Below are 14,053 nucleotides of genomic sequence, written 5' to 3'. Positions count from 1 at the left end.
CAAAAAAGCTATTTTTTTACTCATCAAAATTAAATACATTTACTCATTAAGTGAGATTTAAATATTTCAACCCTTATGTCGAAATTTTAACGATTTCCTTTCAATGCTACAAAGGCTTCTCTTAGGGTGGTTAATTTAGGGAACGAAATTTATATTTATTCATAAATTTACGTGATCAATATCTATTGTTTTTTGTGAAAATTTTGGTGTTAACGAGGTTTAAAATTTTGATTAATTTTCAATTTAATAATTACTATGAATACTGTTAAGATTAGAAGAATTTCAGAAGATGAATTGCCTTGGGTAAATTCATGTTATGAGAAAATAGGATTTAAAAGTTCTAAGTTTTCTAATGAGTTTATAGTCATTGCTGAGTTTGAGAATCAAAAATGTGGTTTAGGACGTTTGGTAAAAATAGATGAAGAGAATTGGGAGTTAGGAGGGATTTTTGTTAATGATAACTACCGTGGGTTAGGAGTGGCAAGAGCCATAGTTTCTTATTTATGTAGCGAAACTGATTTGTCTTACAAAAATATTTGGTGTTTACCATTCGAGGATTTAAACAATTTTTACCATGGGTTTGGTTTTGATAATCCTAAAGTTACACCTCCAGAGTCTATTTCAGAAAAACATTTATGGTGTAATACTCTTGCTGGTTACACAAAAAAAGTACTTTTATTGTCTAAACATATCGAATAATGAGAAAGAAATTAATCACTTTATTTTTAATAAGTATCAGTATAATGGTTCAGAGTCAAACAGAAGTTTCAAAATTAATAACTCCTCCTGCTTTACAGAAAGGAGATACAATTGCGATTGTGGCGCCAGCTGGAATTTTAAAAAACAGGAAGCACGTAATTGATAAGGCCAAAAAACTTGTCGAAAGCTGGGGGCTTAAGGTGGTGTATGGAAAAAACATGTTCAATCAAAACCATCATTTTGCTGGTACAGATGAAGAACGTTGCCAAGATTTTCAGGATGCTTTGGATAACCCTAATATTAAAGCTATTTGGAGCGCTAGAGGAGGGTATGGTTCAGTAAGAATTTTGGATTTATTGGATTTTTCAAAATTTAAAGAGAACCCAAAATGGATTATTGGATATTCTGATATTACTGCTTTTCACAATCATGTTCATAATTTAGGAGTAGAAACATTGCACGCTATGATGGGAACGAGCATGCAAGACAAGCCAGAAGATATTCCACATACGATTGCTACTTTTAAAAAAGTCCTTTTTGGAGAATCCTTGAGTTATCAAATTCCGTCATCAAAATATAATAGAAAAGGTGACGTAAATGGACAATTAGTAGGAGGTAATATTGCAATATTGGCTTCAATACTTGGATCGGATAGTCAAATTTCTACAGAAGGGAAGGTGTTGTTTATAGAGGAAATAGGGGAGTACAAATATTCAATAGATAGAATGTTGCAAAGTTTAAAAAGAGCTGGCTATTTTAATAAAGTAAAAGCCGTTGTTGTTGGCGACATGACTAAAGTTAAGAGAAATACAACCCCTTGGGGAAGTTCAATTGAACAATTAATTTTAGAAGTTGTTCCAAAAGATATTCCAATAGTTTTTGATTTTCCAGCAGGTCATGAACCAGACAACAGAGCTTTGATAATGGGAAGGAGCATTGAGGTAAATATAAAAAAGGAAGGGATGTCAGAAGTGGTATTTGACTAGACATGGCAGATCACTATGAGCTTGGAAAAAAAGGAGAAGAAATAGCATGTAATTTTTTAACAGATAAAGGTTACAGAATTCTCCGTAGAAACTATCGTTTTCAAAAGGCTGAGATTGATATTGTAGCTCAGATTAACGATTTGTTAGTTGTTGTTGAAGTAAAAACAAGAACTTCGGCTTATTTTGGAAACCCTCAGGATTTTGTAAATGAGAAAAAGATTAAATTATTAGTTCAAGCTATTAATAAATATGTAGAGGAAAATGATATTGATTTGGAAATTCGTTTTGATATTATTGCGATAGTATCTGAAAAAAAAGGTTTTTCAATAGAACATATCGAAGATGCTTTCCTGCACTTCTAATAATAGAAAAAGCCTGCTTTAAGCAGGCTTCTTAACAAATAGTTTAATTTTAATTATCTCTTTGAGCTTGAGCAATTCTAATGAGCATCCAAAAGCAAGGATCGTTATAACCACCCATTCTACGATAAGGAGGCATGTTTAATCGGTGAGCATGTCTTTCGCATTCATCAGAACCTGCATTAATCGAGCGCAGTTCTTCTTTTGATAAAGCTTTAAAATTTTTTAAGATATTTTTCATTTTCCTAGATTTAATTTAATTTGTGTGTCTTATTTTATTTTTTCAAGATTTTCAAAAAACTTGTGTACGTCGTCAATTGTATTTGGTATCGCAATAATCTTTTTGTTTTGATCTAACACGAAGTATGTTGGAGTAGCATCAATTTTGTATTTTTTTACTACTTCATTATCAAATTTATATTCTGGGTGTGTTCCCATAACATTATGCCATCCACCTAATCTTTCTTTAAACTTATTAAATTCAACATCGTCATTCTCGATAGCGAAACTCACTACTGAAGTTGTACTGAAATCCTTCATGAATTCATGCACTTCTGGAATTTCTCTTGTACAGTGAGGACAAGCAGTACTCCAAAAGATTAATAAATAGTTTTCGCCATCTGATAGTTCCGAAAGCTTGTATTCTTGGTCAGCTTCTTTCCAAGAGAAATCAGGAGCATCTCTTCCAACGGAAACACTTAATTGATCAAGTTTTTTCGTTTTAAATGCATCATCCTTATTCGAAAGTTTATCGTAAAATTCAGTAAATAACCAATCTACTATTTCTGAATTTCTTTTATCAGTAAAGCTAGTAGCTAAAAATTCGATTATTTCCTTTTTAACTTTCTTATTCGAAATAATCTCCATTACTTTTTCTATAGACTCTTTGTGGAGTTTTTGTTGCGTAACTTGATCATCTGAATAATTCAATAGAAAAACAAAATAGTTCACCTTATCAATTAAAAATGAAGAGTTATACAATGCTTTATTATCAAAGTCGACATACTCAAAGAAGTTGTCAACTGTTTCCGATACATATTCAGTCATCTCATCAACTACTCCAGAAGTGTTATAACGTTGAGAAGCTTTTATAAAATTGTTGGAAAGCATTCCTTCCGACTTGTTTTCATATTTTTCTTGCAAATCTTCAAGGTTACCTATTTCCCTCTTATAGGCTTTTTTAACATCTTTCGAAGGATTTTTTAAATATTCCATTTGGTGTTCATTCACCTTATTTTGTGCTTTGGCATACAATTCTAGGTATTCTGAATAAAGCTTGTTTTCACGAGAAGTGGTAAATACTATTGATTGCTCAGGGTATTTTGGATTGAAAATGAATTCAACATTTTCTTTGTTAAATATGAAGTCAACAAAACCAGCACCTTTAGTTCGGTATGTTGCTCTATATACGCCAGGTTCAGTATCACTAGGTAATTCAAATGCGAATTTTCCTAAAACTTGTTTGTCAGAACCTACAGCAATAGTGTCAAATTGAATAGTTGCGTTTGAAATGTATTTAGGTTTTATACCTTGAAGTTTATGAAGCATTACCCAATCGCTATCTTCTGGAGGAGTCATAGTTCCCTTAACCGAAAACTGAGCATTTGCTATTGAACTTATTAATACGATTAAACTTAGAAATTTTTTCATCATAAGTGTTTTGATAAAGTTATTATAAGGGGTCAAAATATGTTGTCTAATAACTTCATTTCAAGAAGTGTACCAAAGTTGACAATCTATTAAGTTTCCAATTTAAAACAATAAATTTACTCAGTAAATATATAACAGTTTATCAGAAAAACAATAGAATTGATCTTATAATTAAGACAAATTTGACAGTCATTTTTAATCATTAAAAAAACCAAGGTTATTAAAATAATTAATTATGGCTTCTTTCATTAGAACTGATTGTTCGCCAGGTTTTAAATTAGGTAACTCGTTTATGGTTTTGTAATGGGGCCAGCCATCCTCGTCAAAATATTCAAATTCATAATAGCCATAAGGTTCTAAAAGTTTGCATATGGCAATATGCATTAAGTTTATTTTTTCGTCCTTTTTAAAAGTTTGATGACCTTTTCCAAGTTCTTGTATACCTATTAAATAAATAATAGCATCTACATCTAAAACATCACCTTCGGCAAACTGAGATGATAATCTGTTAACAATTATATCCCATTTTTCTTTTAAATCTTCTTTTTTACTCATTTCTCTAAATTCGCAAAGATACGAAGGATAGTTAAACCAATTGTCTATTTCGAAAAATCTAAAACTTGTTTGTGAAGATAGTATAAGTTTTGATTGAATAAGAACATCAAAACCAAGTAAGTTAGAAATAGTTGTAATTATTGAATACATGTCTTATACGTTTCAGTTGAGGTTTACTTATTGGATTATTTCGTTTTTCCGAAGGTGTAGGATAGAGAGATAGGAAAAGATTTTTTTTGGGTAATGAAAAATAGGATTTGTACCAACTAAGAAAATAACTTAAAATAATTTATAATGAAAAAAAACATTTTTAAATTGATTTTCATGGTATTATTCTTAGGAATTGCAGAAAAAAACCATGCACAAATTATCACTAGAAATTTAGACTTGGATTTAAGTTCATCGGGGTTCGATATTACAGCCTATCCCGATAGTGACGCGTATCCCGGGCATTACGAGGTTAATATGAGGGTAACTGCCTCGGTAAACACTCATGAATATGGTAGGTTTTATTTGTACCCTCGAAGACGTAAAAAGAAAGCTGATGGTTCTTGGGGAAGTTGGGGAAGTTTCGTGCCCAATGTAACGGGTTTTCCAAATACTGGATATAGTGGAACCCCTTCTTCTGTTTATTCTGGTACGGCAAAAGTATTACAATACCAAGGAACAGAATATCAGTACAAAGTCAAAATAGTTTTTAAACCCGTTGATGGAGGTAGTAAAACAGTTTACACCCCTACGAGGACAGCAAAGGTAATAGGTGTGCCTAAACCATGTTTTACTATGTATAACATTAAAGATACACACAATGAAAACTCTAAATACGGATCTAAAGAAGTTAAGACAATATGTAAAAATGCTGTAGCAATAAATGGAAGTTGTAGTCAATTTGAAAAAGGCTATCATATACGAATAGCAGAGTTTGATTTAAGTAGTTGGACTATTGGTACGAATTATTACAATGATTGGGTAGGTAGTGGTACGGCACCTTCCTATATTAGCTTGAACGCATTAATTAATGAAAATGGGTATAGTTTTCAAATAGGTAAATTATATATGGTTTCATTGTCAATTGGCCCCGTTTGGAAGACAGCACCGCTACAATTTTTCAGAGTTCAAGAGTGTTTTCCTGGAAGCCCCAATGGTATTATTGAAAATATAGGTCAAGAAATTGTTCCAAAGGAATTAGAAGAGAGTGTGAATTTCGGAGCAGATAATGATTCTGATGTGTTGGATGGTTTGAAGCTATATCCTAACCCAGTCGGTAATCAATTTACTGTTTCTAATGAAAAGTCGAATACAACAATACCAACGAGTATTAGAATTGTTGATAGTAAAGGAAATGAAGTTTTAAATAAAACCTATAGTCAGACTGAATTTAAGGTTGCTACCAGTTCATGGAAATCTGGTGTGTATTTTTGTGAGATAAAAGTAGGAGAAAAGCTTATAAAGAAAAAAATACTTAAGAAGTAACTTTTTTGTGCATTTGGAAATTTTGATGGGTGAAGAAATGTATCAAGAACTGTTTTGGAATCAGAATTTATTTCTAAATGCACATTAAGTATTTGCGTTTGTTCGTTTCGAATGTATATATTAGTATTTTGTTGCTTATCTAGATAAAAAATTAACAGAGATGAATACATTCGATATTATTATTGCAGCACTCCTTTTGTTTGGGTTTGTTCGAGGACTAATGAAAGGTCTTTTTGTTGAAATTGCGTCATTAGTTGCATTAGTTGCAGGAGTTTATGGGGCGATTCATTTTTCTTACTTCATTGGAGACTGGTTGAAAGAAAGTGTTAATTGGGATGAAAAGTATGTTTCTTTAGCGGCTTTTGCAGGAACCTTTGTTGTGATAATAATTCTTATTGCTTTATTGGGTAAGATTTTAACCAAAATAGCCGATTTTGCTTCATTGGGTATTCTAAATAAAATATTAGGAGGTGTATTTGGAGCCTTAAAAATAGGGTTGATATTAAGTGTGATTTTTATCTTCTTTGGAAAAATGAATAGTGTTATTCCATTTGTGAAGCAAGAAAATCTTGAAGAGTCAATTTTGTATAAACCAGTAAAGAAAATAGCGCCAACGATTTTCCCGTCTATTATAAAGGATGAAGAGAAAAAGGAAGATGACGCTGAAAAACCAAAAGAGCAGGTAGTTTAAACTACCTGCTCTTTTGGTTTTGTAAATGTTATTCCAAATATTACATAGGTATAACAATAGCTCCTGAAAACTTCTCCCTTATTTTGTTAAGAGCTCTGTCGGCTTCAAGTCGCGTTTTATAATTACCTACTTGTACCTTCCATTCTGGAGCCTTGTATTCTAGCTCAGTTGGTATTCCAGGAAATTCAATTTTAAAACGATAACGAGTGCTTTTAGCAGTGCGTTCTAAGCCGTTATATAATTGAATTAGGTATCCTTTTTTATTGGTTTTGTTATATTCTTTTTTCTTCTCTATAAGCTTTTTTATAGCTTCGGTGTTGTTATAAGCTTCTTGAGCATTCATTTGGAATGCGCCTATAAACGTAAAAACAACTAAAAAGAGAATGGTTTTAATGTTTCTCATGTGGCTAATATTCTTTCTACAAAAGTAACGACTTGTGAAATAATACATTGTTTCTTTTATTTATTTAGAATTGATATAAATTACAAATTACAAATCTCTTAACATTTCACAATTTAGACAGAAGTAGTACTTTTGTGCAACTTTCTGTAATCCCTGTTTTTTGTGCGGTTTGCAGAAAGAATTGTACCAAAATCGATACAAAACTTATATTTTATAGTATGAAAAGTGTGAATCATCACAGTAAATTAACTCGAACACTCTTACAGGGTTTAGCTTTCTTTTTAGTTTTTTTAGTTAGTTTTTCAGTCTACTCGCAAGATGGTGGAGTTGATGAAGCTCGTCAAAAGGAAGGAAGAAAATTATTTAAATCTCTTTGTGCTTCTTGTCATGACCTTAATTTAAAGAAGAAATTAATTGGTCCTAACCTTAAAGGTGTTGAAGAAAGAAGAGAGAATGATTGGTTAAAGGCTTGGATTAAAGACAATGCAGCTTTAAGAGCAACAGGCGATAAGGATGCGATTGCTATTTATGAAGAGTATAAGGGGTCAAACATGACCGCATTTCCTCAGTTAACTGATAAGAATATTGATGATATTCTTTATTATACGACTGTTGGCCCAGTTAAAAAAGTGGTAGATCAAAAGGATGGTCCTAATGGAGAGAGAAGTACAGAAGGTGATGCTCCAAAATGGTTGATCTACATTTTAGCGGCTGCAATTATTGTTGCTTTCTTAATTATTGGAAGTTTATTAAAAACAATTAGTGAGCTAAAAGGTGCTCCAAAAACTCCTGGATTATTAGGTAATGCAGCTGAGTTATGGGCAGGAATCAAAAAGAACACTTTCTTACACGTATTGTTTGTGATCTTTGCAGCATTAATGACTGCTTATTTCTTATTCGGTACTTTATTTAAGGTTGGAGTTGATACAGGATATCAACCAATTCAGCCAATCGCATTTTCACATAAAATTCACGCTGGTGACAACAAGATTGATTGTCAATACTGTCACTCTGCAGCTAAGCATAGTAAACATTCAGGAATTCCTTCTGTAAATGTTTGTATGAACTGTCATAAGAATATTTCTGAGGTAGCAGAAGATACTAAAGTAATTATGGATGGAATCGCTTTAACTAAGAAAGATTTAGATGGAGAGATTCAAAAGATTTATGATGCTGCTGGATGGGATGCTGAAAAATTAGAATATACAGGAAACACAAAGCCAATTAAGTGGGTGAGAATTCACAACTTACCAGACTTTGCATATTATAACCACTCTCAACACGTAACTGTAGCAGGTTTAAAATGTCAGAAATGTCATGGACCTGTCGAAGAGATGGATGAAGTATATCAATATTCTCCTTTAACTATGGGATGGTGTATCGATTGTCATAAGGAAACTAAGGTTGACTTAAAGGGTAATGAGTACTACGCTAAGATTCACAAAGAATTAGCTGAGAAGTACGGAGTAGAGCAAGTAACAATTGCTCAATTAGGAGGAAAAGAGTGTGGTAAGTGCCACTATTAATCAAATTAGAAAGTAGAAAAACACGTATATAAATGGCTTCAAACAAAAAATACTGGCAAAGTGTTGAGGAACTAAATAATAGTTCTATTGTTGAAACGCTACGTAATAAAGAGTTCGTTCAAGAAATACCTACTGATGAGTTTTTAGGGGATAAAGAAACATTAGAAACTTCGTCAACTTCGCGTAGAGATTTTTTAAAGTATGTTGGATTCACAACTGCAGCAGCTTCATTAGCTGCCTGTGAAGGTCCAGTTAGAAAATCAATTCCTTATGTAGTGCAACCTAATGATGTGGTAGTTGGAATAGCAGATTGGTATGCAACTACGATGGCAGACGGATTTGATTTTGCGAACGTTTTAGTTAAAACTAGAGAAGGTAGACCAATTTTGGTTATGCCTAACAAGGAAGCAGGTGCTGATATTAATGCAAGAACTGTAGCTTCTGTATTATCATTATATGATGATAAATTACGTTTAAAAGAACCAAAGAAAGGTGAAGTAAATATCACCTGGAATGATTTAGATAAAGAAATTGTTGAAAAACTTACGAAGTTAAAAGACGCTAACGAGCCTGTTGTTTTATTAACTGGTACTTTGGCAAGTCCTTCAACTGAAAAAGTAATCGCTGATTTCATTACAGCTTATCCAAATGTTAAGCATGTAGTTTATGATGCAATTTCTGAAAATGGAGCATTAGAAGCTTTTGAAGCAATGTATGGTAAAAGAGCTTTACCTAACTATGACTTCTCAAAAGCGGGAGTAATAGCTTCTATTGGTGCTGATTTCTTAGGAGATTGGCATGGAGGTTTTGAAAAGAGTTACTTAGATGGAAGACGAGTGAATTCTGGTAAAATGTCTTACCATGTTCAGTTAGAAAGTAACCTTTCATTAACTGGTGCAAATGCTGATAAACGTGTGGTAATTAAACCATCGGATCAGGTGTTTGCTTTAATCAACCTATACAACGAGGTAACTGGAGGTAACTTACCTTCAAAAGCTACTCCAGCTGATGCAGAGGTTAAGAAATTAGCTGTAGCATTAAAGAAAGCGGGATCGAAAGGTGTTGTTGTTACAGGTTTAAATGATAAGAATGCTCAAATCATTGCTTTAGCAATTAACAAAGCTTTAAGTAGTGAGATTATCGACGTTAAAAAGCCTTTAAATACAAGACAAGGTAACGATGCTCAGGTTGCTCAATTAGTAGCTGATATGAAAGCTGGTAAGGTTTCAGGATTAGTTACTTATAATGTAAACCCTGCTTACTCTCATGTAAACGCTGCCGATTTTGCTGAGGGAGTTAAGAAGTTGAAATTATCAGTAGCTTTATCTACTCAAAATGATGATACTTCTGCTTTAGCACAATATAGCTTACCAACTCCACATTACTTAGAGTCTTGGGGAGATGTTAAAGTAACAGAAGGAAACTACGGATTAGTTCAACCTACAATCCAACCATTATTTAATACACGTCAGGTTCAAGATATTTTATTAAAGTGGTCTGGTAGTACAGTAAACTACTATGATACGTTAAAAGAGTTTTGGGCAACAAATATATTAGGAGGAAAGTCATGGAATCAAGCATTGCATGATGGATATTTCAATGTGGAGGCTGGAGAAGCTGAAGAAGCAACGGCTTTCGAATCTACAGTTGACGTAGCCGTAGTTGCCGCTGATTTATTAAAAGCAACGAAGCCTTCTCAATATGAATTAAACTTATTTAGTTCTACTGCGTTAGGTGACGGTAAACAAGCGAATAACCCGTGGTTACAAGAGTTGCCAGATCCAATTACACGTGCTTCTTGGGATAACTATTTAACGGTATCATTATCTGATGCTAAAGAATTAGGTTTCGAAAATCCAGTTAAAGATACAGGGGCAATTGATGGTAACTACGCTAACGTAACGGTAAACGGAGTAACTATTAACAACATTCCAGTTATTTTGCAACCAGGTCAAGCAAAAGGTTCATTCGGACTAGCTTTAGGATATGGTAGAAAGCATGGAATGAAAGAAGAAATGCAGGTAGGTGTAAATGCTTACCCATTCTATAAAGATGGAAATAATGTACAGTACAATGTAACTATTGAAAAGGCTGCAGGATGGCACAAGTTCGCTTGTATGCAGGTTCAAAGTACATTAGCTGGACGTCATGATATTTTAAGAGAAGCGTCATTAAAAGAAGTTAATGATAAGAGCTTAGACCCAAAACATACTTGGAACAAGCCTTTCATGGTATCATACGATCACCAAGAAGTTGAAGGTAGTACTATCGATTTATGGGATGAGCATGATAGAGAATTAGGACACCACTTTAAATTATCTATTGACCTTACTTCATGTACAGGTTGTGGGGCATGTGTTGTAGCCTGTCACGCTGAAAACAACGTTCCTGTTGTTGGTAAAGATGAATTAAGAGTAGGTAGAGATATGGCTTGGTTACGTATCGATCGTTACTATTCTTCTACAGTTCAAGATAAGCAATACGATAAGGAGCAAGCTGAAATGACTCTTGAAGAGTTTAAAGCTCAAAATCCTAATGTTGCGAATCAAGAAGTTGAAAGACTTTATACCGAAAAAGTTTTAAAGCTAAGTAAAGGAGATTTATTTGATGCATTGGAAAATCCAGCTGAGAACCCTCAGGTATCTTTCCAACCAATGATGTGTCAACACTGTAACCACGCACCATGTGAAACAGTATGTCCAGTAGCTGCAACTTCTCACGGTCGTCAAGGTCAAAACCAAATGGCATATAACCGTTGTGTCGGTACTCGTTATTGTGCAAACAACTGTCCATATAGAGTGCGTCGTTTCAACTGGTTTAATTATGCTGATAATAATGAGTTTGATTTCAATATGAACAATGAGTACGGTAAAATGGTATTAAACCCTGACGTAGTTGTTCGTTCAAGAGGAGTTATGGAAAAATGTTCTTTCTGTATTCAATCTACTCAAGCAGTTATCTTAAAGGCTAAGAAAGAAGGTAGAGCGGTAAGAAAAGACGAGTTTAATGATGCTTGTGCTTGTTCTGCGGCATGTTCTTCAGGAGCTATGGTATTTGGAGATGTAAATAATCCAGAAGATCCAGTAACGCCGTTAGTTGAAGATAAGAGAGCTTTCCATGTATTAGACTATATTGGTACAAAACCAAATGTAGTGTATCAAGTGAAAGTAAGAAATACAAACGAAGCTTAATAATAAAATAAACAAGTATATAGATTATGTCGTCTCATTACGAATCATCTTATAGAGAACCTTTAGTGTTAGGTAACAAAAGTTATCATGACATTACAGAGGATATTGCTAGACCTATCGAAGGGAAGGCAAACAAAAATTGGTATATAGCATTCTATATTTCTTTAGCAGGTATGTTATGGGGATTTGGATGTATTTTCTACACCGTTGGAACCGGAATCGGTGTATGGGGATTAAGTAAAAACATCGGTTGGGCTTGGGATATCACCAACTTCGTATGGTGGGTAGGTATCGGTCACGCAGGTACCCTGATCTCGGCTGTATTATTATTATTCCGTCAAAAGTGGAGAATGGCAATTAACCGTTCAGCGGAAGCCATGACAATTTTCGCGGTATTTCAGGCAGGTTTATTCCCAATTATTCACATGGGACGTCCTTGGAATGGTTACTGGGTATTACCTATTCCAAACCAGTTCGGATCATTATGGGTAAACTTTAACTCACCTTTATTATGGGATGTATTCGCGATCTCTACGTATTTATCGGTATCATTAGTATTCTGGTGGACTGGTTTATTACCTGACTTCGCAACCATTCGTGATAGAGCTGTGAAGCCTTTCCAAAAGAAAATTTACGCATTATTATCATTCGGATGGTCAGGTAGAGCTAAAGACTGGCAACGTTTCGAAGAAGTATCTTTAGTATTAGCTGGTTTAGCTACTCCTTTAGTACTTTCGGTACACACAATTGTATCGTTTGACTTCGCAACATCTGTAAACCCAGGTTGGCACTCTACAATTTTCCCTCCTTACTTCGTTGCTGGGGCGATCTTCTCAGGATTCGCAATGGTACAAACACTTTTAGGTGTAATGCGTAAGGTAACTAATTTAGAAGCATACATTACTCGTTTACATATCGAGTATATGAATATCGTAATTATTTTAACTGGAGGTATCGTTGCTGTTGCCTATGCTACTGAGTTCTTCATTGCTTGGTATACAGGGTCTCCATATGAAAATTACACATACTTATCATTTGGTGCAGAAGCTGGAGCTTATGGATGGGCATTCTGGTCGTTAATGATTTTCAACATTATCATTCCTCAGATTTTATGGATTAAAAAATTAAGAAGAAGTTTCGTTGTTTCTTTCTTAGTTTCTATCGCAATTAACATTGGAATGTGGTTTGAGCGTTTTGATATTATTGCAATCGTATTAAGTAAAGGACAGTTACCATCTACTTGGTGGCGTTTTGAGCCTACTTTCGTTGATGTAGGTATCTTTATTGGAACAATAGGTTTCTTTGGTGTTTTATTCTTGTTATATGCAAGAACCTTCCCTGTAATTCCAACTGCGGAGGTTAAAACAATCTTGAAATCATCTGGAGAGAATTTTAAAAAATTAAGAGACAAGAACAATGAGCACTAGTAAAGTAATTCACGCATTATACAATGATGATGATATCTTAATGGATGCTGTTAAGAAAGTAAGAACAGAACATCATCATATAGAAGAGGTTTATACACCTTTTCCAGTTCACGGTTTAGATAAGGCAATGGGGTTAGCTCCAACGCGTTTAGCGATCACAGCGTTCTTGTATGGAATTACTGGTACTGCAGTTGCTGTTTGGTTAACTTGGTACACTATGATTGCTGATTGGCCACAAGATATTGGTGGTAAGCCAAGTTTTTCTTGGGCTGAAAATATGCCAGCATTTGTTCCAATCTTATTCGAATTAACGGTTTTCTTCGCGGCTCACTTAATGGTAATCACTTTCTACATGCGTAGTAAGTTATGGCCTTTTAAAGAAGCTGAAAACCCAGATCCAAGAACAACAGATGATCACTTCTTAATGGAAGTAGCAGTAAATAATAATGAAGATGAATTAAAGGCTTTGTTAGCATCTACTGGAGCAGTTGAAATTAACGTAGTAGAAAAGCATTAATAAGGAAAGTATGAAAAGTTTAAAAATAGTTTTAGCTTTATTAGTAGGTGCTAGTATAGTTTCTTGTAAGGATAAAAGGAAACCACAAGTACAATACATGCCAGATATGTATGTATCGGTTCCTTATGATGCAAATGGAGTAACTTCTGCTGGAGGAGTTCCTGTAAACAGACAACCAGTTGCTGGTACTGTTAGTAGAAATGGAGTAATAGCTTACGATATTCCTAATACAAATGAAGGATATGAAAAGGCGAAAGCTGAGCTTAAGAATCCGTTAGAAGCTAACGAAAAGAATTTAGCAAAAGGTAAAGAATTGTACACTATTTACTGTGTAGCATGTCACGGTAAAAAAGGTGATGGTAATGGAATTTTATCACAAAGAGATAAGTTCAATGGTATTCCAAATTACAAGGATAGAGACATAAATGCTGGTAATATTTACCATGTGATTATGTATGGAAAAGGGGTAATGGGAAGCCATGCATCACAACTTAGGTACAAAGAGCGTTGGCAAGTTGTACAGTACGTTGAAAGTTTAAGAAGCGAATTATTAAAATAAGTCTATATAGATATTTA

At 34.0% G+C, this 14,053-nt stretch carries 14 protein-coding genes; 10 read left to right on the top strand and 4 right to left on the bottom strand.

Features of this window, described 5'->3' with window-relative positions; all coding sequences use genetic code 11:
- The first annotated feature begins 255 nt into the window (after positions 1 to 255).
- Genes ACKTTV_RS10775 through ACKTTV_RS10765 form a run of 3 tightly spaced genes read left to right on the top strand, consistent with a single transcriptional unit; the run spans position 256 to position 2,047 of the window.
- A complete protein-coding gene (locus ACKTTV_RS10775) occupies positions 256 to 699 on the top strand; it encodes a GNAT family N-acetyltransferase (RefSeq protein WP_408030851.1) in 444 nt (147 codons plus the stop codon).
- Complete coding sequence (locus ACKTTV_RS10770) at positions 699 to 1,685, top strand: S66 peptidase family protein (RefSeq protein ID WP_408030850.1); 987 nt, start codon at positions 699 to 701, stop codon at positions 1,683 to 1,685. The genes ACKTTV_RS10775 and ACKTTV_RS10770 overlap by 1 nt, the downstream gene beginning before the upstream one ends.
- Positions 1,686 to 1,687: 2 nt before the next feature.
- Positions 1,688 to 2,047, top strand: coding sequence for a YraN family protein (locus ACKTTV_RS10765; protein ID WP_408030849.1), 360 nt, complete (start codon positions 1,688 to 1,690; stop codon positions 2,045 to 2,047).
- Positions 2,048 to 2,096: 49 nt separating this feature from the next.
- Here the strand turns inward: ACKTTV_RS10765 and ACKTTV_RS10760 are convergent, their stop codons facing one another.
- The 3 genes from ACKTTV_RS10760 to ACKTTV_RS10750 form a co-directional block, all read right to left on the bottom strand.
- A complete protein-coding gene (locus ACKTTV_RS10760) occupies positions 2,097 to 2,285 on the bottom strand; it encodes a hypothetical protein (protein WP_408030848.1) in 189 nt (62 codons plus the stop codon).
- A 29-nt stretch (positions 2,286 to 2,314) separates the two neighbouring features.
- The gene (locus tag ACKTTV_RS10755; RefSeq protein ID WP_408030847.1) at positions 2,315 to 3,694 is read right to left on the bottom strand and encodes a TlpA family protein disulfide reductase; all 1,380 of its coding nucleotides are present in this window, start codon (positions 3,692 to 3,694) and stop codon (positions 2,315 to 2,317) included.
- A 195-nt stretch (positions 3,695 to 3,889) separates the two neighbouring features.
- Positions 3,890 to 4,249, bottom strand: coding sequence for a hypothetical protein (locus ACKTTV_RS10750; RefSeq protein ID WP_408030916.1), 360 nt, complete (start codon positions 4,247 to 4,249; stop codon positions 3,890 to 3,892).
- Positions 4,250 to 4,543: 294 nt separating this feature from the next.
- Here ACKTTV_RS10750 and ACKTTV_RS10745 point away from each other — a divergent pair, with 294 nt between their 5' ends.
- Together ACKTTV_RS10745 and ACKTTV_RS10740 are read left to right on the top strand one after the other, a co-directional pair.
- Positions 4,544 to 5,722, top strand: a complete 1,179-nt coding sequence (locus tag ACKTTV_RS10745) for a T9SS type A sorting domain-containing protein (protein WP_408030846.1) — start codon at positions 4,544 to 4,546, stop codon at positions 5,720 to 5,722.
- A 160-nt stretch (positions 5,723 to 5,882) separates the two neighbouring features.
- Positions 5,883 to 6,413, top strand: a complete 531-nt coding sequence (locus tag ACKTTV_RS10740) for a CvpA family protein (protein ID WP_408030845.1) — start codon at positions 5,883 to 5,885, stop codon at positions 6,411 to 6,413.
- Positions 6,414 to 6,453: 40 nt separating this feature from the next.
- On the opposite strand, the gene ACKTTV_RS10735 is transcribed toward ACKTTV_RS10740, so the two are convergent.
- Entirely contained in the window at positions 6,454 to 6,816 is a 363-nt protein-coding gene (locus ACKTTV_RS10735; RefSeq protein ID WP_408030844.1) for an SPOR domain-containing protein, read from the bottom strand.
- Between the two features lie 218 nt (positions 6,817 to 7,034).
- Here ACKTTV_RS10735 and ACKTTV_RS10730 point away from each other — a divergent pair, with 218 nt between their 5' ends.
- From ACKTTV_RS10730 to ACKTTV_RS10710, 5 genes are read left to right on the top strand one after another with little or no spacing between them, the layout of a single operon-like run.
- A complete protein-coding gene (locus ACKTTV_RS10730) occupies positions 7,035 to 8,342 on the top strand; it encodes a c-type cytochrome (protein WP_408030843.1) in 1,308 nt (435 codons plus the stop codon).
- Positions 8,343 to 8,374: 32 nt separating this feature from the next.
- Complete coding sequence (locus ACKTTV_RS10725) at positions 8,375 to 11,533, top strand: TAT-variant-translocated molybdopterin oxidoreductase (protein WP_408030842.1); 3,159 nt, start codon at positions 8,375 to 8,377, stop codon at positions 11,531 to 11,533.
- Positions 11,534 to 11,559: 26 nt separating this feature from the next.
- Entirely contained in the window at positions 11,560 to 12,960 is a 1,401-nt protein-coding gene (gene nrfD, locus ACKTTV_RS10720) for an NrfD/PsrC family molybdoenzyme membrane anchor subunit (RefSeq protein WP_408030841.1), read from the top strand.
- On the top strand, positions 12,950 to 13,477 hold the full coding sequence (locus ACKTTV_RS10715; RefSeq protein ID WP_408030840.1) for a DUF3341 domain-containing protein: 528 nt from the start codon (positions 12,950 to 12,952) through the stop codon (positions 13,475 to 13,477). The genes nrfD and ACKTTV_RS10715 overlap by 11 nt, the downstream gene beginning before the upstream one ends.
- A gap of 10 nt (positions 13,478 to 13,487) precedes the next feature.
- On the top strand, positions 13,488 to 14,036 hold the full coding sequence (locus ACKTTV_RS10710; RefSeq protein WP_408030839.1) for a c-type cytochrome: 549 nt from the start codon (positions 13,488 to 13,490) through the stop codon (positions 14,034 to 14,036).
- Positions 14,037 to 14,053 lie beyond the last annotated feature (17 nt).

The sequence above is a fragment of the Tenacibaculum xiamenense genome (assembly GCF_964513065.1).
GTDB lineage: Bacteria > Bacteroidota > Bacteroidia > Flavobacteriales > Flavobacteriaceae > Polaribacter > Polaribacter xiamenense.
Note: the sequence above shows the minus strand (reverse complement) of the source record. Positions and strands in the feature narration are given on the sequence as shown.

What these genes read in the sequence shown, in the direction of transcription:
- nrfD (WP_408030841.1), top strand. Translation starts at nt 11,560, where the DNA reads ATGTCGTCTCATTACGAATCATCTTATAGAGAACCTTTAGTGTTAGGT.
- ACKTTV_RS10775 (WP_408030851.1), top strand. Translation starts at nt 256, where the DNA reads ATGAATACTGTTAAGATTAGAAGAATTTCAGAAGATGAATTGCCTTGG.
- ACKTTV_RS10735 (WP_408030844.1), bottom strand. Translation starts at nt 6,816, where the DNA reads ATGAGAAACATTAAAACCATTCTCTTTTTAGTTGTTTTTACGTTTATA.
- ACKTTV_RS10770 (WP_408030850.1), top strand. Translation starts at nt 699, where the DNA reads ATGAGAAAGAAATTAATCACTTTATTTTTAATAAGTATCAGTATAATG.
- ACKTTV_RS10755 (WP_408030847.1), bottom strand. Translation starts at nt 3,694, where the DNA reads ATGAAAAAATTTCTAAGTTTAATCGTATTAATAAGTTCAATAGCAAAT.
- ACKTTV_RS10730 (WP_408030843.1), top strand. Translation starts at nt 7,035, where the DNA reads ATGAAAAGTGTGAATCATCACAGTAAATTAACTCGAACACTCTTACAG.
- ACKTTV_RS10740 (WP_408030845.1), top strand. Translation starts at nt 5,883, where the DNA reads ATGAATACATTCGATATTATTATTGCAGCACTCCTTTTGTTTGGGTTT.
- ACKTTV_RS10745 (WP_408030846.1), top strand. Translation starts at nt 4,544, where the DNA reads ATGAAAAAAAACATTTTTAAATTGATTTTCATGGTATTATTCTTAGGA.
- ACKTTV_RS10715 (WP_408030840.1), top strand. Translation starts at nt 12,950, where the DNA reads ATGAGCACTAGTAAAGTAATTCACGCATTATACAATGATGATGATATC.
- ACKTTV_RS10750 (WP_408030916.1), bottom strand. Translation starts at nt 4,249, where the DNA reads ATGAGTAAAAAAGAAGATTTAAAAGAAAAATGGGATATAATTGTTAAC.
- ACKTTV_RS10760 (WP_408030848.1), bottom strand. Translation starts at nt 2,285, where the DNA reads ATGAAAAATATCTTAAAAAATTTTAAAGCTTTATCAAAAGAAGAACTG.
- ACKTTV_RS10725 (WP_408030842.1), top strand. Translation starts at nt 8,375, where the DNA reads ATGGCTTCAAACAAAAAATACTGGCAAAGTGTTGAGGAACTAAATAAT.
- ACKTTV_RS10710 (WP_408030839.1), top strand. Translation starts at nt 13,488, where the DNA reads ATGAAAAGTTTAAAAATAGTTTTAGCTTTATTAGTAGGTGCTAGTATA.
- ACKTTV_RS10765 (WP_408030849.1), top strand. Translation starts at nt 1,688, where the DNA reads ATGGCAGATCACTATGAGCTTGGAAAAAAAGGAGAAGAAATAGCATGT.